Below are 21,735 nucleotides of genomic sequence, written 5' to 3'. Positions count from 1 at the left end.
GCCCTCAGTTGCCGCTGCCGAACGGCAGGCCCAGGTACAGGTCGACGGCGACGGCTTTCTGGTAGGCCGCCGCGGGCAAGGGCTGGTCCGGTTGGATGGTCAGGGCCAGGTTGCGGTTGACCTCGTCAGAGCGGGCGTCCACCACCTTGCCGGAATAGTGCTGGTCCAGGCCGAACACCTGCAGGTCCACCGAGCGCACGCGGCTGACATCGGCAAGCTTGTCGAACGGCACGTTGGCGCGCACGAACAGGCCCTGGTCCTTGGGTAGCAGGTGCATCAGCGGTGCGGCCTTGTAGCCGAAGCCGTCGAGGGGCGGCGAGGGGTAGTAGACCTGGCAGTCGCACGGGCTGTTGATCACCGTCTCGAGCGTGGCGCGTCCCAGCAGCGCCTGCATGTCGGCAGGGGCGAGGTCGGCCAGGGCCTTGATGTCCGCCGGTGTGGTGAGTTGGGTGGCCAGTTGCGTGGAGATGCTCGCCAGCGGCTGGCCGGCCTGCACCTCGGTGGCGCCGGCAGGCAGCAGGTATTTCACATAACCGTTGTCCGGCATGCTGATCACCTGGGCGTTGGTCGCCACGGTGGCCTGCAGCGCCGGGATGCGCAAGAACAGCAGGTAGCTCTTGTAGCCGACGAAGCCTAGCGCGGCGAGGCCCGCCGCGGTGTACAGCGCGGTACCGGCCAGGGCCTTGAAGCGCTCGCCCGGGGTGCGCGCGTGGGCCTGCTTGTGCTTGCGCTCCTTGATGTAGTTCTCGCGCTGCATCACGTTGAACAGGCCGTTGATGTCGGCGATCTCGCCAGACAGGTAGGCGCTGATCAGGTAGCGCAGGATGTCGCGTTTCTGCGCGTCGAGGTCGACGAACTGGGCACCGACCTCCTGGCCGCGTTGGGAGACGATGCGCACCTTGGCGTCGATCGACAGGTCGACCTGGTTCAGGCGCAGCTGGATCGAGGCGTCGTACAGCGCGCCGATGGTCAGCGGCGCGCCGTGCAGCAGGCCGATGCCGCCCAGCGAGATATCCTGCAGGTCGGCCGTGAACGGCTCGCGGCCGTTGCCGGACAGACTTACCCGGGCGTTCATCCGGGTGCGCACGTACTGCCGCTCGTCGATGGCTTCGTGGACGATGTTGGCCGCCGTCTTGCCCGGGGCCGATGGGGTGTTCGAAGTACTCATGGCAGGCGCCTTTCCTTAACGTTGCGTGAGTTCCAGCAGGACGGTGATGACCCCGAAGAAGATCGCGATCGACGCGCACAGCATCGCCTTCGAGGACCAGCGGTTCAGGCGCGCGTCGAAGTCGACGCTGCCGTTGGCCAGGGTGGTCTGCTGGCGCGTCCAGCGTTGCTGGTCCATGTGGAACAGCGCGTAGACCTTCATCAGCGAGCCGACGATCTGGTTGTAATAGAGAACGAACGGGTACATCGGGCTGACCGGGTGCCCGGCGAAGACGAACAGCACCGTCACCAGGCTGCGCGAGACCAGCACCCAGAACAGGTACACCAGCAGGTACTGGATGCCGAACACCAGGCCGGCCACCAGCGAGGCGGTCAGGCCCATCAGGCAGGTCCACATCGACACCCGCTGGTCGAGCAGCACGTACAGGGTGAACAAGCCCAGGCGGGCGCGGCCGAGCAGGGCGGTGGCGCGAAAGTTCTGCCGCAGCGAGTTGCCGTACCAGCGGAACATCAGCTGGCGGGTGGCCACCCAGAAGCTGTCGCTGGGTGGGTGCTCCACGGTCAGGGTGTGGCTGTCGGGCACGTAAAAGGTGTCCCAGCCGGCGCGCATCAGGCTCAGCCAGCTCGACTTGTCGTCGCCGGTGAGGAACTGGAAGCGGCCCAGGCGCCAGTGCTCGAGAAAGTCCGCCTCGACATCGCGGATGAACGTCGGGTCGGTCATCACCCCGGCACGGAAGAACGACAACCGCCCGGTGAGGGTCAGCACCCGGTGCGACAGGGCCATCGAGCACATGTTGATGTGCCGCTGGACGAAGCGCATCGAGTGCCACTGACGCATCCAGCGGCTGCCCTCGACTTCGCAGAACTCGTTGGTGGTCAGGCCGCCGACCCTGGGCAGCACGGCGAACAGCTTGACCGCCCGCTCGACGCAGCCGGGCAGCATCATGGTGTCGCCGTCGACCACGCCGACCACCGCGTCGTCCAGCGGCATCTGCCGCGACAGCGCGCGGAAGGCGTGGGCCAGGCCATCGCGCTTGCCGGTGCCGCGGGCGCGGACGATCACCAGGTCGATGTCGTCGCGCTCGCGCACTTCGTTGCGCAGGATGTCCTTGATGAACTGCTCGTCGCCTTTCTCGACGATCGAGGCGATCACCGTGCACGGCACCTTCAGCCGCTGCACCTCCTGGAACACCGACTGGTAGACCTTGAAGGTGGTATGGGTGGGGATGCGGAAGCTGGTCACCACCATGAACAGGTGCGCCGGCAGCGCCGCGTCGCCCAGGCGTTCGACCTGGCGGCGCAGGCGCGGGAAACGCCAGTGCAGGAAGTACATGCCGCGCAGGTAGTGGACGATGGCATTGCCATAGCGCCACAGGCCCAGGGTGCCGATGATGAAGATGAACAGGTGGTGGTTGGGGTCCAGGTACTGTGGCGCGACCATCTGCGAGGCCAGCGCGATCAGCCCGGCGAGCAGCGCCCAGGCGCAGAAGCGGGCGGCCGCGCGCAGGTGGGCCGGGGCCGCGAAGGGCCGCTGTTGCTGTCGATCCATGGCGCTGTAGCTCCTGTTGTCGGGTACCCGCCACGGCCGTGGCGGGGGGCGGCGTGGTTTACCAGCAGATGCCCTGATGACGGGTGTCGCTGGTGCCGTTCATGAACCCGACCAGGTCGACCACCTGCTTGCCGCTGCCGGCATCCAGGGCGCGGGCGAAGCGCTCGTCGTTGTTGCCCAGCACGATCACCTCGGCGTCGTCGATCACCTGTTGCAGGTCGCTGCGCAGCAGCGCGCTGACGTGGGGGATCTGCTGTTCGATGTACTGGCGGTTGGCGCCATGGCGGCGGGCGTGCTCGACATTGGCGTCGTAGATGCGCAGCTCGTAGCCCTTGCCGATCAGTTGCTCGGCCAGGGTCAGCAGCGGGCTTTCGCGCAGGTCGTCGCTGCCGGCCTTGAAGGCCAGGCCGAGCAGGGCGATGCGCCGCTTGCCGGGGCGGGTCACCAGCTCGAAGGCCTGGCGTACCTGATTGCGGTTGCTGTCCATCAGCGAGGCCAGCAGCGGGTGGGCGACATCCAGCTGGCCGGCGCGGTAGGTGAGGGCGCGTACGTCCTTGGGCAGGCACGAGCCGCCGAAGGCGAAGCCCGGGCGCAGGTAGTAGCGCGACAGGTTGAGCTTGTGGTCCTGGCAGACCACGTCCATCACCTCGCGGCCATCGACGCCGGAGGCCTTGGCGATGTTGCCGATTTCGTTGGCGAAGCTGACCTTGGTGGCGTGCCAGACGTTGCAGGTGTACTTGATCAGTTCGGCGACCTCGACCGACTTGCGGATCACCGGCGCGTCCAGGCCCTGGTACAGCGCCTCGAGCAGGTCGCCCGAGGCGCTGTCGAGTTCGCCGATCACGGTCATGGCCGGGAAGTCGTAGTCCTGGATCGCGGTGCTTTCGCGCAGGAACTCGGGGTTGACCGCCACGCCGAAGTCGATGCCGGCCTTCTTGCCCGAGGCGCGTTCCAGGGTCGGGATCACCAGGTTGTTCAGCGTGCCCGGCAGCACCGTGCTGCGCACCACCACCGTGTGGCGGCTGGCCTTGTCGCGCAGGGCGGTGCCGATCTCGCGGCACACGGCCTGCATGTACGTCAGGTCCAGGTCACCGTTGGGCTTGCTCGGCGTGCCGACGCACAGCAGCGACAGTTCGCTGGCCAGGATCGCCGCCTGCACGTCGGTGGTGCCGCGCAGGCGGCCCTGGCGCACGCCGTCGAGCAGCAGTTGCTCCAGGCCTGGTTCGACGATGGGGGAGCGTCCCTGGTTGATCATGTCGATCTTCGCCTGATCGATGTCCACGCCCAGCACCTGGTGCCCCCGTGCCGACAGGCACCCGGCGCAGACCGCACCCACATAGCCAAGTCCGAAGATACTGATGTTCATAGGTCCCTCTCCCCAGGCGCGGCACACGGCCGGCCGAGATATGCCGTTCATGGAAGTTGGTAAAGACAGACGCGCAGGATCAAGCCGCGCTTGGATATGGCGAAGCAGGCTGGTTCTTGGTGGTCTTTTTACATCCTAATGAGGTTTTTCTTAGTGGGGCAAGTGTTGTTTGGTTGTTGTTTGGTTTATTTGTTTTTTCTTGGGTTTTTAGTTTGAAAATCGTTATAAATCAATTGATTAAAGTTTGTGAGAAGTTCGGCGTCAAAAAAATGATTACCCTGTTTGTGTCGATATATTGGCGTCAAAGTCGGAGTGGGAGTCTTGTTCAAGGGGTTGCTGGCTTTTTGCGACTGGTCTTTTTAGCGATGTTTTTAGAGGTTCTATGTGGGCGCTGATGTAAGTTGTGATGTTGTTGAAGGGGCGATCGCGTGAGGGCGGCGAGGGGGTTGACGAAAGTCTTGCAGCGCCTGTGAGACCGAGCGCCGCCCGCGCGGCGCATCGCGACGCAAGGCCGCTCCTACATTTGTTTCGGGCCAGTTATGCCTGTGAAAGTTTCGGCGCCTGCCTTGGTGCATGTCGTGAGTCGTGTGGGGCAGCGTCAGCGCCCACCCTGAAACCGCGGCGTTCCAACAGGGCGGACCAGGTAATGGCGCAGAAGAGATTGGCCCGAAACAAATGTAGGAGCGGCCTTGCGTCGCGATGCGCCGCGCGGGCGGCGCTCGATCTCGTAGGCGCTGCACTACTTTCGGCGAACCTCCCTCGATCCCACCTCCCAATCCAAACCCAATCCCAAACCATGACTTGCATCGATTGGATCCAAAAGGCATAGTGCCCAGCGACCAAGCAAGCATTCACACGGGTGCCGGATGCGCCCGTGTTCCACTCATGCAAAGGAGGCAATGCAGATGAACGGATTCGGTCCGCGACTCAGAGAAGAACGCGAACGCCTGGGCCTGACCCAGCGCATTTTCGGCGACATCGGCGGCGTCGAGCCCAACGCCCAGGGCAAGTACGAAAGCGGCGAGCGCACGCCGCGCATGGACTACCTCGCGGCCGTGGCCAACCGCGGTGTCGATGCCCTCTATGTGCTCAGCGGCGTGCACACCCCCGCGCCGCTGGACAGCCTCACCGCCGACGAAGACCGCCTGCTCGGCGCTTTTCGCCGTTTGCCCGAGGCCGACCAAGCCGCCGTCTGGCACCTGCTCAACCGCCTGGCCGGCGAAACCGCTGGCCAGGATGCCCTGCGGATCCGCCGTCCCGACCGCCAGGCATATTTCCATGACGCTTTGCGCTAGGTTGGTTGTGAAAAATTTTGTTAAGGTGGCGGGATCCAATCGCCCCACTGACGAGGTGTCTGCTTGATTAGGGTCCTGGTGGTCGACGATCACGATCTGGTGCGTACAGGCATCACCCGCATGCTGGCCGACATCGATGGCCTGCAGGTGGTGGGGGAGGCGGACTCCGGCGAGGCCGCCCTCAAGCTTGCCCGTGAGCTCAAGCCCGACGTGGTCCTGATGGACGTGAAGATGCCCGGCATCGGTGGCCTGGAGGCCACGCGCAAACTGCTGCGCAGCCACCCGGACACCAAGGTGGTCGCGGTGACCGTCTGCGAGGAGGACCCGTTCCCCACCCGGCTGCTGCAAGCCGGTGCCGCCGGCTACCTGACCAAGGGCGCGGGCCTGGACGAAATGGTCCAGGCCATCCGCCTGGCGTTCGCCGGCCAGCGCTACATCAGCCCGCAGATTGCCCAGCAGTTGGCGCTCAAGTCGTTCCAGCCGCAGGGGTCGCCGTTCGATGCGCTGTCCGAGCGGGAAATCCAGATTGCGCTGATGATCGTCGGCTGCCAGAAGGTGCAGATCATCTCTGACAAGTTGTGTCTGTCGCCCAAGACCGTCAATACTTACCGTTATCGAATCTTCGAGAAACTCTCGGTCACCAGCGACGTCGAACTGACCTTGCTGGCTGTCCGTCACGGTATGGTCGACGCCAGTCTGTAAAAGCACACCTCATGTCTCAAACCTTTGACGCAAGCGCGTTCCTGGCGACCTGCAGCGGTCGCCCGGGCGTGTACCGGATGTTCGACGGCGAAGCCCGCCTGCTGTACGTGGGCAAGGCCAAGAACCTCAAGAAACGCCTGGCCAGCTACTTTCGCAAGGCCGGCCTGGCGCCGAAGACGGCTGCCCTGGTGGCGCGCATCGCCCAGGTCGAAACCACCATCACCGCCAACGAAACCGAGGCGCTGCTGCTCGAGCAGACGCTGATCAAGGAATGGCGGCCGCCTTACAACATCCTGCTGCGCGACGATAAGTCCTACCCTTATGTGTTCCTCTCCGACGGCCAGTTCCCGCGTCTGGGCATCCACCGTGGCGCGAAAAAGGCCAAGGGCCGCTATTTTGGCCCGTACCCCAGCGCCGGCGCCATCCGCGAGAGCCTGAGCCTGTTGCAGAAGGCTTTCTCGGTGCGCCAATGCGAGGACAGCTACTACGCCAACCGCACCCGCCCGTGCCTGCAGTACCAGATCAAGCGCTGCAAGGGCCCCTGCGTGGGCCTGGTGGAACCGGCCGAGTACGCCGAGGACGTGCGCCACTCGGTGATGTTCCTCGAAGGCCGCAGCCAGCAGTTGGGCAATGAGCTCAACGCCGAGATGGAAACGGCGGCCATGGCCCTGAACTTCGAGAAGGCCGCCGAGCTGCGCGACCAGATCGCCTTGCTGCGCCGGGTCCAGGACCAGCAGTACATGGAAGGCGGTTCGGGCGATGTCGATGTGATAGCCGCCTTCGTCAACCCAGGCGGCGCCTGCGTGCACCTGATCAGCGTGCGCGGCGGGCGGGTGCTGGGCAGCAAGAACTTCTTCCCCCAGGTGGGCATCGAGGAGGACGTGTCCGAGGTCATGGCCGCGTTCCTTTCCCAGTACTACCTGGGCAACGCCGAGCGCGAGCTGCCCGGCGAGCTGATCGTCAACGTGCTGCACGAAGACTTCGCGACCCTCACCGAAGCCGTGCAGACCCTGCGCGGCCGCGAGCTGAGCATCAGCCACCGGGTGCGCGGCACCCGCGCGCGCTGGCAGCAACTGGCGGTGACCAACGCCGAGCAGGCGCTCAACGCCCGCCTGGCCAACCGCCAGCACCTGGCCGCGCGCTTCGAGGCCCTGGCCCAGGCGCTGGGCCTGGATGACGTGCCGCAGCGCCTGGAGTGCTACGACATCAGCCATTCCAGCGGCGAGGCCACCGTGGCCAGCTGCGTGGTGTTCGGCCCCGAGGGCCCGCTCAAGTCCGACTACCGCCGCTTCAATATCGAAGGCGTCACCGCCGGCGACGACTACGCCGCCATGCATCAGGCGCTGATGCGCCGTTACGGGCGCATCAAGGAGGGCGAGGGCAAGTTGCCCGACGTATTGCTGGTGGACGGCGGCAAGGGCCAGTTGAACATGGCCCGCGACGTGATGCAGGCGCTCGGCCTGAGCGATCTCACCCTGCTCGGCGTGGCCAAGGGCGTGACCCGCAAGGCCGGTTTCGAAACCCTGTACCTCAACGATGTGGCCCACGAGTTCACCCTCAAGGGCGATTCCCCGGCGCTGCACCTGATCCAGCAGATTCGTGACGAAGCCCACCGTTTCGCCATCACCGGCCACCGCGCGCGGCGCGGCAAGGCCCGGCGCACCTCGAGCCTGGAAGACGTGGCCGGGGTAGGGCCCAAGCGCCGCCGCGACCTGCTGAAACATTTCGGCGGCCTGCAGGAGCTCAACCGCGCCAGTGTCGACGAGATCGCCAAGGCCCCTGGCATCAGTAAAAAGCTTGCCGAGTCGATTTATGCCAGCCTGCATAGCGAGTAGAATGCCGGGTTCAACCCGCAGCCAGTCGTACCGATGAATATTCCAAACCTGCTCACCGTTCTACGCGTCCTGCTCATCCCGATCTTCATCCTGCTGTTCTATGTGCCCTATCACTGGAGCTACATGGCCGCCAGCACGGTGTTCGCCATCGCCGCCGCCACCGACTGGCTCGACGGCTACCTGGCGCGTCGGCTGCAGCAGAGCACGCCGTTTGGCGCCTTCCTCGACCCGGTGGCCGACAAGCTGATGGTGGCCGTGGCCCTGGTGTTGCTGGTGCAGGTGCACGCCAACTTCTGGCTGACGCTGCCGGCGGCGGTGATCATCGGCCGCGAGATCGTCGTCTCGGCGCTGCGCGAGTGGATGGCCGAGCTGGGCGCCCGCGCCCATGTGGCGGTGTCGAACCTGGGCAAATGGAAGACCGCGGCGCAGATGCTGGCGCTGGTGATCCTGCTGGCGAACCCGCCGCTGCTGACCTTCTGGGTGGTGCTGGGCTACGGCCTGCTGCTGGTGGCGGCGGGGCTGACCCTGGTGTCGATGGTGCATTACCTGCTGGCCGCCTGGCCGCACCTGCGCGAAGGTTCGGAGCAGAAGTAAAAGTTTTTTTGAATCAAGGGGTTGACGCCATTCTGTAAATCGCTAGAATGGCACCCATCACGACGCGGGAATAGCTCAGTTGGTAGAGCACGACCTTGCCAAGGTCGGGGTCGCGAGTTCGAGTCTCGTTTCCCGCTCCAAATATTGGCTCAAAGAATTCCATAGAATTCTTTGAGCTCTCGAAAAAAGACGCTTCGGCGTCTTTTTTTCGTTCTTGTCAAAGCCATCTGTCGGTTTTACTGTCAATCAATCAGCCAACCCGGATCACCCTCGACCAAGGTTCCGCCATGGCTGGTGGTGTCTCCCTCCCTTGCCGCCGGTTGGCCCTCGATGATCGTGCTGCCAGCACCGGTTTCGATGATAGCGCCACAACTGATTCGGTCGCCGACGCGCGCTATTGCCCTGCCATCCACGAATGCTGCGCTTGCGCCTGTTTCTACGGTGCCTTCGCCATGGATAGGGCAACTATGACGATGGCCTACGAGTACGATGGGTTTCATTTACGCTTTCCTTTTTTTAGTTGAACAGGGGCTTGGTCGAAGGCCTCTGGCGGGGGCGGTGCTGCCCGGACATTGAAGAGGCGGCACACGCCGTACCAGCAGAGGGCAAGGCCGAGGTTGTAGGGGAACAACACGGCCCAGAACGGCAGTTGCCAGTTTTTCTTACCCTGCATTTCTCCGGGCTCGCCGGTTCGCCAGGGGGCGTAATGGCGCCAGGCTTCTGCCGGAGTCAGGCAGATGGCATGAAGCGGCCGGTGCCACCAGTTGGGTTCGCCGGGAGGTGGGAGTTTGGCCGGGCCGTGGTTCATGAACTGGCGAATGTATTCCCAGACTTCTGCGACGTGTTTGAAGCCCGGTTCGGTAGGCTCGTTGCTGTCGACCCAGAGGCAGTCTTTTTGGTGAAGGCTGCCGTCTTCTCTGTAGGGAGCAAACGCAAGTGCATAGGAAGTACTGAAGGATGCGCCACCGTACTCAGTGCGTTTGAAAACGCCACCAGCGATAGCACTCCACTCGAAAGTGATTAGCTTTTTTCCTCGCTGGTAGTGGATTTTTTTGGTTGCGCGGTTGAAATAAAATCCGGAGAGATTCTTTATAAAATAGATTCGATAAAGCAAGAAGGGGAGAAAAATGAAGGGTGAAAGTGCCATTGTAGCTATGAAAGCAAGGTCGAGGGTGCCGAGGTTTAATATTTTGATTGATAGAAAATTTGGGTAAATGCCAATCATTACTCCGATGATTAATGCGGTATACAGTTTCCCCATAAAAACGGAGTCTGTTACCCAGGGGTTTCGTAGGCATAATGTATCTCCAGAGAGACTTGCTAATTGTCCAGTAATGGCGGGTTTGTATCCGGAGCTCGAATTTATATTGAGTGCCCAAATAACTGACATGATTAGCGCTCGAGATGAAAAATTGAATTAACCTCATTTCCTTCATTCAAGCCTTGGTTGGAGATATAGGCTAGATGCAGTGAGGCATGGTTTTGGTTGTTAATCGTGTTCTTGAAATTCAAAATTAAGCCGGCGCCTATAACGTAGCAAACAGCAGTAAGTGGAAAGACGACCATTTCTCCGTCTTCACGAAGGCTGCTCAAACTAGCTGACCATTCGCTTGTGCCTACGATAAAGCCCGGTAGGAATACTGTGAATTCCACGGTGGGTTGTGGGGTGGTGACTTCGTTATGGGTGATAGCGGTCCAGTTTGCTGGCGCCCAATAATTATTTTCATGCCAACCGCTGTCGACCCCGGTTATACCAAAGGATTGCGCCTCTTCTGCAGATATTAACCTTGGTCCGTAATGCACATCGTGCCAAGCTTTGAGTTCTTCTTGAGTTGAAGGAAAAGCGGGGGAGTTTTTTTTCATGATCCAGAACGATTTCGGAACGCACCTCTCCATCGTTTTTACGATTGCCGAAAATGCTCCGCGCTGCCCAGAACTCAATAGGAGAGTGCAGGTGCGCATGTGCCTGGGCGTGAAGGTATAAGCCTCCGACAATAATCGCTATTCCGAGAAGCACTAGCCCAGCTGCGGCCCACCCGGCAAAGGGCACTACTGATGTAGCTCCCGCAACTGCGAGTCCCGCCTCAAGGGCGACCACAGAACCAGCGGCCATCGTCAGTCCAGCGCTAGCTGTATAGACAGTGGCAGTTAAATTACCGTTGTTGTACTGGCGAAACGCTTTTAAGCCGTCTGAGACTATGCCAAAGCCAATTGCAGGGTAGCCTGCTAAACGAGCAAACAGATTACTGCTCAAGAACTTGACCACCCCGTTACCAAACGCCATCCCCGGCGCTGTCGCACTCAATCTCAGCATCACGGCTTGCTGCGTTTTCCTCACGCTGACCAATGTCGCCGCGGCCGCACCGATCACACCGAAAATCGATGCCGCAAACCCGGCGGTGTATTCTGGCGCATTGCTTTTCTGCAGGCTGTTATAAGCCGTCTTCAGCGAGATCACGTTGAACCACAGCATCCCGGCGTTCAGACCACCGCCCCCGCCCGATGTAAGCAACCCGAGAAAGTTGGGTTTAACCCGCGCAGTGGTGGTCAACTCAACCGCCACCGTCCGATTGCCCGAAATACGCAGCTGCTTCATTTCCTCAACCTGCGCCATGCCGTTCTTCAAATACCGCTCCACTTCCTGGCTGAACGGGTTTTCCCGGATGGCCTGGTCGGTGATCTGGTAACGCGCCGCCAACAGCCCCAGCGCTTTCTCGGCATTGGCCTCACGTGCCGCCAGCAATACTTGCTGACGCAGGGTATGGCTGGCATCCCAGCGGGTGTGACCACGCAGGCGTTTGAGCACCACGGCGTTGACGGACTGGGCAGTGAGATCGGTGATGTCGGCAATGGCCGGAAAACGCCCGGCCAGCCCTTCGATCACGTTGTTGGCCGCGCCCAACAGGCTGCCGACCGCATCGGCTTTGTCCTTGAAGGGGTTGAACGGCGCCAGGGCGGTGTAGAGCGGGCTGGTGTCGGCCCATACCCAGCCCATGCTCTGGCTGGACAGGTAGCGCTCGCGCAGGTGGTAGTCTTTCAGGCCCTGGTAGCGCAGCTCCCGGTAATGTCCTTCGCCGTCGTACTCATGAATGACCAGTTTTTCGCCCTGAGGACCTTTCATGAACACGTAGATGTAGCCTGGGCGCAGCGCGCGCAGGGTGTAGGACGAGTGCTGCAGTGGGGCGAAGTCTTGTTCCAGATTGAAGCCTGCGCTTGCGTAGCGGCAGGCCGGGGCATCGCCCGTACGCGGCACGATGGCATAGCGCACCGGCAGGATGGGCACGCGTGGGCTGCAGGCAGTGCCGGAGGTGGCGCTGTTGGCAGAAACGTCGGTCATTTACGCTGCCTTTTGGTTGAGCGTATTGGGGGTTGCTCGAAGGCCTCAGGCGGAGGCGGTGCTGCCCGGACATTGAACAGGCGACACACGCCATACCAGCAGAGGGCGAGGCCGAGGTTGTAGGGGAACAACACGGCCCAGAACGGCAGTTGCCAGTTTTTCTTGCCCTGCATTTCTCCGGGCTCGCCGGTTCGCCAGGGGGCGTAATGGCGCCAGGCTTCTGCCGGAGTCAGGCAGATGGCATGAAGCGGCCGGTGCCACCAGTTGGGTTCGCCAGGTGGCGGTAGATTGTCTGGGCCATGGTTCATGAAATGGCGAAGGTATTCCCAGACTTCGGCGACGTGTTTGATGTCGGATTCAGTGGGTTCATTGCTGTCGACCCACAGGCAGTCCTTCTGGTGGAGGCTGCCGTCTGCTCGGCGAGGGGCGAAGGCGAGTGCGTAGCTGGTGGTGAAGGACGAACCGCCGGATTCGATGCGTTTGAAAAGGCCGCCTGCTGTGTTGTGCCAATCAAAGACCAAAGTCTTACTCAAGCGTTTGTAGTAGATTTTTTGGGTGGAACGATTAAAATAAAAACTTGATAAACTTTTGATCAGCCATATTCTATAAAGAAGGAATGGAAAAAATATGAAAGGTGTAATTATCATCCCGGTTAATAGTAAGGGGTCGCGTGAGAGGTGCTCCCACGCATTGTTGGAAAATAAGAATGGGTAGAATCCGATTGCTAAGCTGGATGTGATTGCGCAATATAATTTTCCCATAAATACTGAATCGGAAACCCAAGGGTTTGTTAGGAGTAATGTTGTTTTTGATGTGCTTGACACCTGTCCTTTAATGGCGGGTTTGTAATTTGAGTTTGAAGAGGAATCGAATAGCCAGAAGATTGACATGTTACCGCTCGAGTTGAAAGGTTGAAGTGATCTTGGTGTCTTCTTTTAATCCTTGGTTGCTACTGTAAGATAGGTGTAGTGAGACTTGGTTGTTATGTGTGAGTGTTTTTTTAAAGTGCAAGACTAAACCGGCTTCTGTGACCAAGCTGGTGGGGGATGTTGGAAATACATCAATTCCGTTGTCATCACGATGACTGCTGAAACTTCCGGACCACTCGCTAATTCCTATCGCAAAGCCAGGGAGTAGTACTGTGAATTCAGCGGTTGGCTGAGGCGTTACTACCGAGTTGTTGGTGATGTCTGTCCAATTTGGTGGTGACCAATCGTTGCTCTGATGCCACTTGGTGTCTATACCAGTTAGGCCAAGTGAAAGAGCTTGCTCTGCCGAAATTAGCTTTGGTTCATAGTGCTCAATATGCCAGGCTCTGATTTCTGCTTGCAGCGAGGGGAATGCTGGAAGCTTTTTATCATTGTCCAGAATTATATTAGGATGCGCTTCGCCATCGTTTATACGATTGCCAAAAACGGAGCGGGCTACCCAAAGCTCAATCGGGCGATGAAGGCGTTCATGTGCCTTGGCATGAAAGTACATACCTCCAGCAATGATCGCTGTGCCTGCGAGCACCAATGCAGCTGCGGCCCATCCGGCGAAAGGAATTATCGACGTAACCCCTGCGACTGCTAGTCCGGCCTCGAGGACGACGACGGAGCCAATAGCGATGCTCACTCCGCCGGCCAGTGTATATCGGGCCGAAGTTAAATCGCCGTTAGCGGATTGACGTTCTGCTTTAAATAAATCAGAGAATAGTCCAAGCGCTATTGCAGGGTATCCCGCTAATCGCGCGAAAAGATTACTACCCAAGAACTTTACAATGCCGTTGCCAAAAGCCATACCCGGCGCTGTCGGGCTCAATCTCAGCATCACGGCCTTTTGCGTCGCCCGGACGCTAACCAACGTCGCCGCAGTCGCACCGATTACACCGAATATTGACGACGCAAACCCCAGTGTATATTCCGGGGCAGAACTCTTCTGTAGGCTGTTATAAGCTGTTTTCAGTGAGATTACGTTGAACCACAGCATTCCCGCGTTCAACGCTCCGCCACTGCCCGACGTCAGCAGCCCGAGAAAATTGGGTTTTATGCGCGCGGTGGTGGTCAGCTCGATCGCTACCGTGCGGCTGCCCGAGATGCGCAGTTGCTTCATCTCTTCAGCCTGGGCCATGCCTTTGTTCAAGTACTGTTCCACGGCCTGGCTGAACGGATTATCCCGAATGGCCTGATCAGTGATCTGATAGCGCGCCGCCAATAACCCCAATACCTTCTCGGCATTGGCCTCACGCGCTGCCGCCAGTACTTGCTGACGCAGGCCGTGGCTGGTGTCCCAGCGGGTATTGCCACGCAGGCGCTTGAGCACCACGCTGCTGACCGCCTGCGCGGTGAGTTCGGTGATGCCGGCAGTGGCCGGGAAGCGGCCGGCCAATCCTTCGATCACGTTGTCGGCCGCGCCCAACAGGCTGCCGACCGCATCGGCTTTGTCCTTGAAGGGGTTGAACGGCGCCAGGGCGGTGTAGAGCGGGCTGTCGTGCTGGTCCAGCCACTGTTCCAGGCGTTTGAAGCGCCGGTCTCGGTCTTCGGTACCGGGTGTCGGCTGGCCCATCGGGTAAATCAGCAGGGCCAGGGAGATTTCCAGGCCACGGGCCGAGATGCGTTCGTCGCGGTCATAGCACGCCAGTGCGGCGGCCAGGCTGTAGGGGTCATCGATATGCGCGGCTTCGGCCGTGGCCAGCCACGCGTCGTGATCATGACTGGCTTGCAGGGCAAGGTTGCGCAGGCCTGCAATGCGCTGCTCCAGCTCATCGCGTTCGGCAAGGAACTGCAGGTATTTGTCGGTATCGATGCGCAGCGCCAAGCGCGCACCGTTCGGGGAATAGTCCTCGTGAGTGAGCGCCCGATAACGTGCCTCGGCCGGGGGGAGAGGGCGTCCGGTGCGGGTGGACTGCAGCCTTGTCTCGACCACTTCTGTAGAGGGCATATCCGCCGGGTACATCGTCTCCAGTGTTTTGTTCAGCAACAGGGCGACCAGGTTGCGATGGTGAAAATCGCGGCTCTGCTGACTGAGCCGTTCGGCATCGAGCTGGTAGCACGCCGGTACGCCTGCCTGCTCGGCGCCTTGCGCGGGCTTGGTGTGTTCGAGCTGCTCGGCGGGCAGGAGGTCGCGCAGTTGGTGCTGGTAGGCCGAGACCGACAGGCTCAGGTCCAGGGCCATGCCTTCAGCATCAGCCAGCGCCATCACCACCGGTATTTTCGGCTGGGTGCTGGGATAGTCACGGGCAATGGCGTTGAGCCTGCCGACGGACAAGGTGGTTGTGGGTGCGTGGCTGCTCCAGGTCAGGGACATACGCCGGCTTGCCGGTTTGTAGTCTTCGACCCAGTTTTGCAGCGCACTGAGCGGCAGTACATGGGGCTGGGTAGAGGGGGCCGGATTGCCGGCAATCAGCTCGGCCATGTCCAGCTGGCGCATATGCCGTTTGCGCAGGGCTGCTGAAGCGGTGATGCGGGCAGTCGTGGCGTTGGTCCACAGGTGCGGGCTGTAGCCGATCCACACTTCCTTGGCAGTGTCCGGGCTGGTGTCGGCCCATACCCAGCCCATGCTCTGGCTGGACAGGTAGCGCTCGCGCAGGTGGTAGTCTTTCAGGCCCTGGTAGCGCAGCTCCCGGTAATGTCCTTCGCCGTCGTACTCATGAATGACCAGTTTTTCGCCCTGAGGACCTTTCATGAACACGTAGATGTAGCCTGGGCGCAGCGCGCGCAGGGTGTAGGACGAGTGCTGCAGCGGGGCGAAGCCTTGTTCCAGGTTGAAGCCTGCGCCTGCGTAGCGACAGGCCGGGGCATCGCCCGTGCGCGGCACGATGGCATAGCGCACCGGCAGGATGGGTACGCGTGGGCTGCAGGCGGGGCCGGAGGTGGCGCTGCCGGCGGCAGTATCACTCATGGTTGGATTCCTTGATTTGGACCAGTGCGTGCAGCTCGCGAAGACGGGCCTGGGGCGACTCGTTGAGGTTGGTGTAGATCTTCGTAGCCTGGTCACTGCTCATCAGCCACATGTGCCCGGCCATCAGCCGAATGAACTGACCTGCACTTTCCTCGTCGCGAAAGTTGAGGGACTTCAGCTGCGGCAACAGGGCTTCAATCCATTCCCTAATGGCGGCTAACGTTTGGGCGGCATGGGGTGGCATGGCCAAGACTTCGTGCGCCAGCGTGAGGATGAAGTGCTCGCGTATACCTGCGTGCAGCCGGTCCAGTTCATGTACGCGAAGGCGCAGCGGTGCTTGCGATATCAGGCGGGCAGTAGTCGGGGGGCGTTCGAGGGTTTTCCATTCATGGGCCGGCCCCCAGTTGACTCGCCAGGCCAGTGACGACACAGGCCCAAGCCAGGTGGCGCGATGATCGTCGTCCAATGCATCGAGCCAGGCTGCAAGATGATCCGGCTTTAAATAAAAATTAGCTGCTCCCTGATCCGGGAGCGTGACCTGGGTAAGGCTGGTGAAATGGTCCGCTAGCACTGCGAGGCAAGCGTCACTATCCAGTGCTATGGCCCCTCCAACGGGCATCCAGGTGGTGATTGCATGGGCAAGCAGTTCGGGCGCTTCTGAAACGTCGACCAGCAAAGGGCCAAATTCGTGGCGGTCGTCCAGCGCGCTGCGCTTCCATAGCCATGCATGTTGAGTATTTCGGCTGACGTTATGGATAAGGTCGAGTATTGAGGGGGCATAGGCCGGCACCAATTCGCCTTCTTGCGGTATGGGCCGGTAGGCCCAGTACTCGAGCTCGCGGGTCATGAGCAGCATGAAGCGAAAGGGATGTCCGAGAGGTTCGCCGGACAGCTGCGAGGGTGTTGTATTCATTGGACTGGCCCTTTGATACAGCGGCAGTCGGTCAACGGGCAGGTGCCATCGGGGCGCCGCCCGCATAGCCGCTCCAGAGGTTTGCCAGTGATGGGTGCGCTGCTGATGGAAAAGGGGTTGGTGCTACCGCTTGGAGATTGGAGCAGGACGCCGTTGATGTGTATGGTCGGGCTGTCAAGGGTGATGCCCTTGTCATCAATCCGGATGGAGCCTCCAGGCCCTTGGATGATTACAGCTTCCGCTGTTCGAAGGTCGTAGCGTCGGGTGCGCCTGCGGATTTCCAGTCCCGCCTCCAGCTCTGCATGGCCCTCGACCTGCTGCTCAAGATTGCCGCCGACGCTGATGTGGTGATTGGCTGTGATCCGGTCGTGGCGATGATTGCCGACGGCCTCTATACGGTCTTTGGCGATGTTTATTTTCTGATTTCGGCCTATATCGACAAACGTATCCTGGCCAATCCGGACCCGCTCATCATTGCCCACCGTTTGGCTGCGGTCATGCCCGATACTGAGTGTCTCGTCATGATCGACCTGTTCACTGCGGTCATTGCCGACGAAAGTGGTTTCGTTGTGTTTGACGACGTTGTTCTGGTCCTTTTGCGCATGGATAAACACCTCCTGGCGGCCCAGCTCATCCTCGAACCGCAGCTCGTTGAAGCCATCGCCCTTGTGGGTCTGGCTCTTGATGGTCATGCGGGTCTTGTGGTCGGGCAGGTCGTAGGGCGGCAACTGGTTACCACAATAGGTGCGCCCGGTGATCATCGGCTGGTCGGGGTCGCCGTTGACGTACTGGATGATCACGTCCTGGCCGATACGCGGGATAGCCATCGACCCCCAGCTGCCACCTGCCCATCCCTGGGATACCCGCACCCAGCAGGAGCTGAACTCGTCGTTGTTGCTCTCCCGGTCCCAGGGAAAGCTGACCTTGACCCGACCCCATTCGTCGCAATAGATCTCCTCACCGGACGGCCCGACCACGGTGGCCATGTGAGGACCGTCGACGCGGGGCTTTTTGAGCGGAGCAGGGCGCCACTCGGTTCTGCCGGGCACAAGCTGCGCGGTTTGCTCGTAACGTGTGCTCTGATCGAGGCCGGCGGCTTCTTCCTGCAGGCTGGTGAACTGGCTGCCCTTGTGAACCACGCTGTTCACGCGCCAATGCGCATTCAGATCATCACGTGGGTGGCCTGTGAGCGTGAAGCTGAGCCCAGGCTGCAGCCTTACGTCATCGCCCTGCACTTGCGCAATGCGCACATCATGGCGCAGGGCAGTGATCCGGTTTTCGGTGAACGGTTTACCCACGGCATCGCGTTTGTAGCGGCCGGGGTAGTCGAAGCGTTCGTACTCGGTGGACTGGTGTTCCAGGAAAGGGCCGCAAGCACGGTGTTCCTGGCGATACGCCGGGTGAGTGAAGGTGTAGTCGCGCTGGACCTGTCGCGAGGTTCGTACCTGCTCGCTGTAGCGCAAGCGCCGAAGGCAAGGTGTGGCCTGATCACCGCCACTGTTGGATTGATACAGGACGGTGTTGGGGTCGAAAACGTCCTCGCTATCGAGGAAGCCTTCGTCATCGTTATCGGTCTTGAGCGCCCCATGGCTGATCAGCCCAAGGGATTGCAACTGATCCGTGATGATCAACTTATGTAGTTTTGCACTGTGCTCGAAGCGATAGACGAAGCTCTCTTCAGCCGCCAGGCGGGCGATGAAGTCGAGGTCGGTCTCGCCCGCTTGCACACAGAACTCGCGCACCTGGTGGTCCAGGCTCGCGCGAAGCTCGTATTGATCGATGCCCTGACGCTGGAGCATCAGCTCAAGAATCTGCGGGACGGTCTTTTGCTGAAAGATGCGCCAGTTCGAGCGCAGTCCGGCGCGGGCCAGTATGGGCTCGACCAAGGCGTGGTAGTAGGTACGGAAAAAGCCGCTTTCACCCTGGCTGAATCGGCTGACCAGCCCATGCACGTGGCGCAGTGGACCTTTGCCATCCCAGATCGTGAATACGATGGGTTTATCCAGCAGTTGGCCGAAATCGATGTCGGGCTCGAAGCTGATCAATTCCAGCTCGAGAGTGAAAGGCGCGCTGATTTCTTCCTTGAGTTCAAACGACACCACTTCAAACTCGGCATTGCCAACGAGTGGCTCGAAGGTGTACCGCAAATCAGATTGGCTGGGCATGAAAAGTCCTTACGCCGTCTGAGAGTTCAAACGCCCCCGGCAGAGCCTGCCTGCCAGGGATGTTCAGCCGGGTTAGACGACGGGTTTACGCCAGTCGTCGGAGCCTTCGGTGCCTGCGGTGACGTGTGTCCAGGAGATCTTGCGGTATGACATCGATACCTCGATCAACTGGGTGAAGTCGGCGTTCTCCTTGTTTTGTGCATGAGGCAAGGTGGTGTTGATGTCGACGATGGTGGCGTCCTCCAACTTGGTGGTGAAGAAGTGCTCCTGCTTGCCCTCAACCGAAGTGCGATACCAGTTGACTTCAACAGTCGGCAGCATTTCGCCGCTGGACAGGGCCTGATACATCAGCGGTGTCGCCTTGTTCAGGGCGCTGGTGAAGATGAAGGGTTTGTGGACCCGTTGGCCTGCAGGTTGGCCACTTTGCGGGTCGGTAGGTACGGTCACCTGGTGCTTGATCTCCTGCACCAGAATCTCGTCTTCGTGGCCCTCGACAAACACGTTGCCGACCGAATCGGAGGTGAAGGCGCCCGCGGTGATGTTGCCTTGGGTCTGGCCTTCGATCTTGATGTAAGCGGGTGTTGGCATGACAGTTTCTCCTGCGTCCATGTGGATAAGCACGCGCATAAGCGGCAGCGTGGCCATCGGAGTCGATGGGCTTTTTCTGCGCGGCAAACGCCGCGTCAAATCGTTGAATACGGTTGTGCCGACTGCCGGCGGTTCACTGCTGCAAGATGCCATTGAGCGACTCCAGCACTTCTGTGGTTATCAGGTGCAGGCGGTAGCTGTAGAGGCCGTAGGCCGTGGCCATGGCAATGGCGGAAATCACCAGCGGGCTCCACCAGGGCCATTGCCGATTCATGCGGAAGTTGCGCGGGGCAACGTTGGTGTAGGGGTCGCAGACCGTTGTCGGCGTGGGCCCTCGTAGTTCACGGATGATTCCGTGGAGTTGGTGAATAAGGGTGTTCAGCGTCTCTGCGCCTTTGGGCGCGAGGGCGTACTTGCCTTTGAGCCCCAGGCACAGGGTGAAGTACATGAACTCCAGCACGTCCTTGTAGCGCTGTGGTTCTTGCATCAGGCGCGAGATAACGGTGAAGATCTTTTCGCCGCCAAAGGTTTCGCTGTGGAAAATGCTGAGCAGGGGCTCCTGGCTCCAGAGGCTTGCCTGGCCCCATGGCCGTTCCATCACGGCCTCATCGATGAACAGGCACAGGCCGTATGAGTACGCCAGAAGTTGCGTGGTCTCGTAGCCGTGCTGGCGCATCTCTTGCTGGATGTTTTCAATCTGGTTGCGTACCTGTTGGTGCACTTCCTTGATGTTGGGCAAGGTATCGAGCGTGCGTAGGCGCATGACCAGTCCAAGCAACGGTGTGGCTGCGTCCAGCATCAGGTTGTCGTAGCCGCCCCGTAGTTGAAAGTCGGGATCGGCGGGGTAGCCCTTGTAATCAGGAGCGGGCTTTGGTGTGGTTGCCTCGCAGGCCACGGTCCCAGTGGGTAAAGACTTCCCAAGCATCGATGGCAACTGCTCAGCTTGAGCTGATGGGGTTTCATTGTGTGCGAGGTTGCTCTCTTGCATCTCATTCACTCCTGATCGCCCAGAACTGCAACTCGAGCCCAGGGAACTCCCCCGCGATATGAATCCCGAAACCGTTGGCCGTCTTCATGCAGACCCAGGCCGGGTCGCGGCGATCGAGCTCGAAGTAGCTGAAGCCCGCATGGAAGGGCAGATCGCGAGGGGCCACAGGCAGCGGATTTAGCGCAATGCCGGGCAATTGCTTATGCACCAGGTCATTCAAGGTCTCCAGGGATGTGACCTTGGCTTTCTGCAGGAACAGCCGGCGCAATGTTGGTGGTGGCAGGTCCGCGCGCACGGCGAGAATGAAGTCCGCGTCATCGATCAGGCGGCGGTCTTCGAGCGTTGTTGTCATCACGCCGTAATCCAGCGCGTCTAGCGGCAGCGAGATGGCTCGCGGTTGCAGGACCGTTCCCAGGGCGCGGCGTAAAATGTCCTGCAGTGGCTTGAATGACGTGCGCAAGGCGGTGTGCTGATAGGTGGGGAATTCTGGAGGCAGCCGGCTTTCGTCGGTGAAGGTCACGAACTCGCCACAGGCCTGGCTCATATGCAGGTACAACTGCTCGGGGTGTGTCTGCCCCTGCCTGGCCAAGTGCTGGAAGCACGGCCACCAGCGGTTCATGGCCTGCAGCAGGTTGAAGTCGCGGATGTCGGCAATACCGGACTGGCCCGATGCGCCTATCCGGCTAGCCAAGTTGCGCGAGCGTTCGCGCAGGGTATTGGTGATCTCCTCGAGGTAACGCTGGAGTGCCGGCACCGCCCGTACCGAGACGCTGGTCGGGTAGAACCCCTCATCCAGTTGCAGGCTGCCATCGGGGCGCCGCTCCAGAATACGTGTGACGGCCAGGCGGGTGTAGGCGCTGCTGTCGTCGGCCTTGCGTTTGAGCTGCAGGTTGGGTACCGCCAGGTCGACTTGGACCAGGTCACCGTCAGGGCTGTGGGTGTCCTTGATTTCCTGGGCCTGGGCGCTGTAACGGAAGTTGGCGGCGTTGTCGGGCCAGCTCACCTCGCGGCCGCCATCGGTACGCAGCGGCAGGCACAGGTAGATCTCGCTGTCCTTGGCGCCGTCGTCCTCGATCATCAGGGGTAGCGGTGGTGGCAGGTCGGCCGGGATATCGAACACCGTACCGTCCGGCATGACACCGCGCGCACGGGTTATCGCGATCTTGCCGAGGCTCAGGTACTCGTCATTCAACTGCAATTCGCTGAAGCCGTAGAACGCAGCATTGAGGCTGCCGAGGCGTTGGTGCAGGGCTGCTTCGCTGGCCCGGGCCGCCTGTTGGAAATGCTGCGGTTTGACGAACAGGCCTTCGGGCCACAGGACAGGGTTACGTGAACTCATGAGCGCTCCGTGTCA

Annotated in this window: 17 protein-coding genes, 1 tRNA gene and 1 pseudogene; 6 read left to right on the top strand and 13 right to left on the bottom strand. The window is 60.6% G+C overall.

Annotated elements, in window-relative coordinates; translation table 11 throughout:
- Nucleotides 1-4: 4 nt before the first annotated feature.
- The 3 genes from NJG22_RS14110 to NJG22_RS14100 are packed head-to-tail and all read right to left on the bottom strand — an operon-like array spanning nt 5 to nt 4,082.
- Entirely contained in the window at nt 5-1,168 is a 1,164-nt protein-coding gene (locus NJG22_RS14110; protein WP_253095324.1) for a PilZ domain-containing protein, read from the bottom strand.
- 15 nt (nt 1,169-1,183) lie between these two features.
- Nucleotides 1,184-2,716 (bottom strand): glycosyltransferase, encoded by a 1,533-nt coding sequence (locus NJG22_RS14105; RefSeq protein ID WP_253095322.1) that lies wholly within the window; start codon nt 2,714-2,716, stop codon nt 1,184-1,186.
- Between the two features lie 58 nt (nt 2,717-2,774).
- Nucleotides 2,775-4,082 carry a UDP-glucose/GDP-mannose dehydrogenase family protein gene (locus NJG22_RS14100; RefSeq protein ID WP_253095320.1) on the bottom strand — a complete coding sequence of 436 codons (1,308 nt, stop codon included), beginning with the start codon at nt 4,080-4,082 and terminating at the stop codon, nt 2,775-2,777.
- Nucleotides 4,083-4,138: 56 nt separating this feature from the next.
- Between NJG22_RS14100 and NJG22_RS14095 the strand changes: the two genes are divergently transcribed.
- From NJG22_RS14095 to NJG22_RS14070, 6 genes are all read left to right on the top strand, one after another.
- A complete protein-coding gene (locus NJG22_RS14095) occupies nt 4,139-4,477 on the top strand; it encodes a hypothetical protein (RefSeq protein ID WP_253095318.1) in 339 nt (112 codons plus the stop codon).
- Between the two features lie 510 nt (nt 4,478-4,987).
- Nucleotides 4,988-5,377, top strand: coding sequence for a helix-turn-helix domain-containing protein (locus NJG22_RS14090; RefSeq protein WP_134692132.1), 390 nt, complete (start codon nt 4,988-4,990; stop codon nt 5,375-5,377).
- Between the two features lie 63 nt (nt 5,378-5,440).
- The gene (gene uvrY, locus NJG22_RS14085) at nt 5,441-6,079 is read left to right on the top strand and encodes a UvrY/SirA/GacA family response regulator transcription factor (protein ID WP_054892718.1); all 639 of its coding nucleotides are present in this window, start codon (nt 5,441-5,443) and stop codon (nt 6,077-6,079) included.
- Between the two features lie 11 nt (nt 6,080-6,090).
- Entirely contained in the window at nt 6,091-7,914 is a 1,824-nt protein-coding gene (gene uvrC / locus NJG22_RS14080; protein WP_253095316.1) for an excinuclease ABC subunit UvrC, read from the top strand.
- A 33-nt stretch (nt 7,915-7,947) separates the two neighbouring features.
- Nucleotides 7,948-8,508 (top strand): CDP-diacylglycerol--glycerol-3-phosphate 3-phosphatidyltransferase, encoded by a 561-nt coding sequence (gene pgsA / locus NJG22_RS14075; protein WP_194791160.1) that lies wholly within the window; start codon nt 7,948-7,950, stop codon nt 8,506-8,508.
- Nucleotides 8,509-8,572: 64 nt separating this feature from the next.
- Nucleotides 8,573-8,648, top strand: a tRNA-Gly gene (locus NJG22_RS14070).
- Nucleotides 8,649-8,750: 102 nt separating this feature from the next.
- Here the strand turns inward: NJG22_RS14070 and NJG22_RS14065 are convergent.
- The 10 genes and pseudogenes from NJG22_RS14065 to tssK form a co-directional block, all read right to left on the bottom strand.
- Nucleotides 8,751-9,008 carry a PAAR domain-containing protein gene (locus NJG22_RS14065; RefSeq protein ID WP_082120393.1) on the bottom strand — a complete coding sequence of 86 codons (258 nt, stop codon included), beginning with the start codon at nt 9,006-9,008 and terminating at the stop codon, nt 8,751-8,753.
- Nucleotides 9,005-9,898: a hypothetical protein gene (locus tag NJG22_RS14060; protein WP_253095314.1), complete on the bottom strand. Its 894-nt coding sequence runs from the start codon at nt 9,896-9,898 to the stop codon at nt 9,005-9,007. The genes NJG22_RS14065 and NJG22_RS14060 overlap by 4 nt, the downstream gene beginning before the upstream one ends.
- Before the next feature lie 2 nt (nt 9,899-9,900).
- A pseudogene (locus NJG22_RS14055) lies at nt 9,901-11,845 on the bottom strand (toxin VasX).
- The gene (locus tag NJG22_RS14050) at nt 11,842-12,735 is read right to left on the bottom strand and encodes a DUF6708 domain-containing protein (RefSeq protein WP_253095312.1); all 894 of its coding nucleotides are present in this window, start codon (nt 12,733-12,735) and stop codon (nt 11,842-11,844) included. Before NJG22_RS14050 ends, NJG22_RS14055 begins: the two are co-directional and overlap by 4 nt.
- 1 nt (nt 12,736) lies before the next feature.
- Nucleotides 12,737-15,727: a T6SS effector BTH_I2691 family protein gene (locus NJG22_RS14045; protein WP_253095310.1), complete on the bottom strand. Its 2,991-nt coding sequence runs from the start codon at nt 15,725-15,727 to the stop codon at nt 12,737-12,739.
- Nucleotides 15,720-16,640, bottom strand: a complete 921-nt coding sequence (locus NJG22_RS14040) for a DUF4123 domain-containing protein (protein ID WP_253095308.1) — start codon at nt 16,638-16,640, stop codon at nt 15,720-15,722. The genes NJG22_RS14045 and NJG22_RS14040 overlap by 8 nt, the downstream gene beginning before the upstream one ends.
- Nucleotides 16,637-18,805 carry a type VI secretion system tip protein TssI/VgrG gene (gene tssI, locus NJG22_RS14035; protein ID WP_253095306.1) on the bottom strand — a complete coding sequence of 723 codons (2,169 nt, stop codon included), beginning with the start codon at nt 18,803-18,805 and terminating at the stop codon, nt 16,637-16,639. The genes NJG22_RS14040 and tssI overlap by 4 nt, the downstream gene beginning before the upstream one ends.
- A 72-nt stretch (nt 18,806-18,877) precedes the next feature.
- Nucleotides 18,878-19,393, bottom strand: coding sequence for an Hcp family type VI secretion system effector (locus NJG22_RS14030; RefSeq protein WP_102682902.1), 516 nt, complete (start codon nt 19,391-19,393; stop codon nt 18,878-18,880).
- Nucleotides 19,394-19,526: 133 nt separating this feature from the next.
- Nucleotides 19,527-20,381 carry a type IVB secretion system protein IcmH/DotU gene (icmH, locus tag NJG22_RS14025; protein WP_253095304.1) on the bottom strand — a complete coding sequence of 285 codons (855 nt, stop codon included), beginning with the start codon at nt 20,379-20,381 and terminating at the stop codon, nt 19,527-19,529.
- Between the two features lies 1 nt (nt 20,382).
- On the bottom strand, nt 20,383-21,720 hold the full coding sequence (tssK, locus tag NJG22_RS14020; protein WP_253095302.1) for a type VI secretion system baseplate subunit TssK: 1,338 nt from the start codon (nt 21,718-21,720) through the stop codon (nt 20,383-20,385).
- Nucleotides 21,721-21,735: the final 15 nt, after the last annotated feature.

This window comes from Pseudomonas sp. VA159-2 (assembly GCF_024126635.1).
GTDB classification, from domain to species: Bacteria; Pseudomonadota; Gammaproteobacteria; order Pseudomonadales; family Pseudomonadaceae; genus Aquipseudomonas; species Aquipseudomonas muyukensis.
Note: the sequence above shows the minus strand (reverse complement) of the source record. Positions and strands in the feature narration are given on the sequence as shown.

Excerpts from the sequence above, each read along its gene's own strand:
- NJG22_RS14110 (WP_253095324.1), bottom strand. The coding sequence starts at position 1,168 with ATGAGTACTTCGAACACCCCATCGGCCCCGGGCAAGACGGCGGCCAAC.
- NJG22_RS14105 (WP_253095322.1), bottom strand. The coding sequence starts at position 2,716 with ATGGATCGACAGCAACAGCGGCCCTTCGCGGCCCCGGCCCACCTGCGC.
- NJG22_RS14100 (WP_253095320.1), bottom strand. The coding sequence starts at position 4,082 with ATGAACATCAGTATCTTCGGACTTGGCTATGTGGGTGCGGTCTGCGCC.
- NJG22_RS14090 (WP_134692132.1), top strand. The coding sequence starts at position 4,988 with ATGAACGGATTCGGTCCGCGACTCAGAGAAGAACGCGAACGCCTGGGC.
- uvrC (WP_253095316.1), top strand. The coding sequence starts at position 6,091 with ATGTCTCAAACCTTTGACGCAAGCGCGTTCCTGGCGACCTGCAGCGGT.
- pgsA (WP_194791160.1), top strand. The coding sequence starts at position 7,948 with ATGAATATTCCAAACCTGCTCACCGTTCTACGCGTCCTGCTCATCCCG.
- NJG22_RS14065 (WP_082120393.1), bottom strand. The coding sequence starts at position 9,008 with ATGAAACCCATCGTACTCGTAGGCCATCGTCATAGTTGCCCTATCCAT.
- NJG22_RS14060 (WP_253095314.1), bottom strand. The coding sequence starts at position 9,898 with ATGTCAGTTATTTGGGCACTCAATATAAATTCGAGCTCCGGATACAAA.
- NJG22_RS14050 (WP_253095312.1), bottom strand. The coding sequence starts at position 12,735 with ATGTCAATCTTCTGGCTATTCGATTCCTCTTCAAACTCAAATTACAAA.
- NJG22_RS14045 (WP_253095310.1), bottom strand. The coding sequence starts at position 15,727 with ATGAGTGATACTGCCGCCGGCAGCGCCACCTCCGGCCCCGCCTGCAGC.
- NJG22_RS14040 (WP_253095308.1), bottom strand. The coding sequence starts at position 16,640 with ATGAATACAACACCCTCGCAGCTGTCCGGCGAACCTCTCGGACATCCC.
- tssI (WP_253095306.1), bottom strand. The coding sequence starts at position 18,805 with ATGCCCAGCCAATCTGATTTGCGGTACACCTTCGAGCCACTCGTTGGC.
- NJG22_RS14030 (WP_102682902.1), bottom strand. The coding sequence starts at position 19,393 with ATGCCAACACCCGCTTACATCAAGATCGAAGGCCAGACCCAAGGCAAC.
- icmH (WP_253095304.1), bottom strand. The coding sequence starts at position 20,381 with ATGCAAGAGAGCAACCTCGCACACAATGAAACCCCATCAGCTCAAGCT.
- tssK (WP_253095302.1), bottom strand. The coding sequence starts at position 21,720 with ATGAGTTCACGTAACCCTGTCCTGTGGCCCGAAGGCCTGTTCGTCAAA.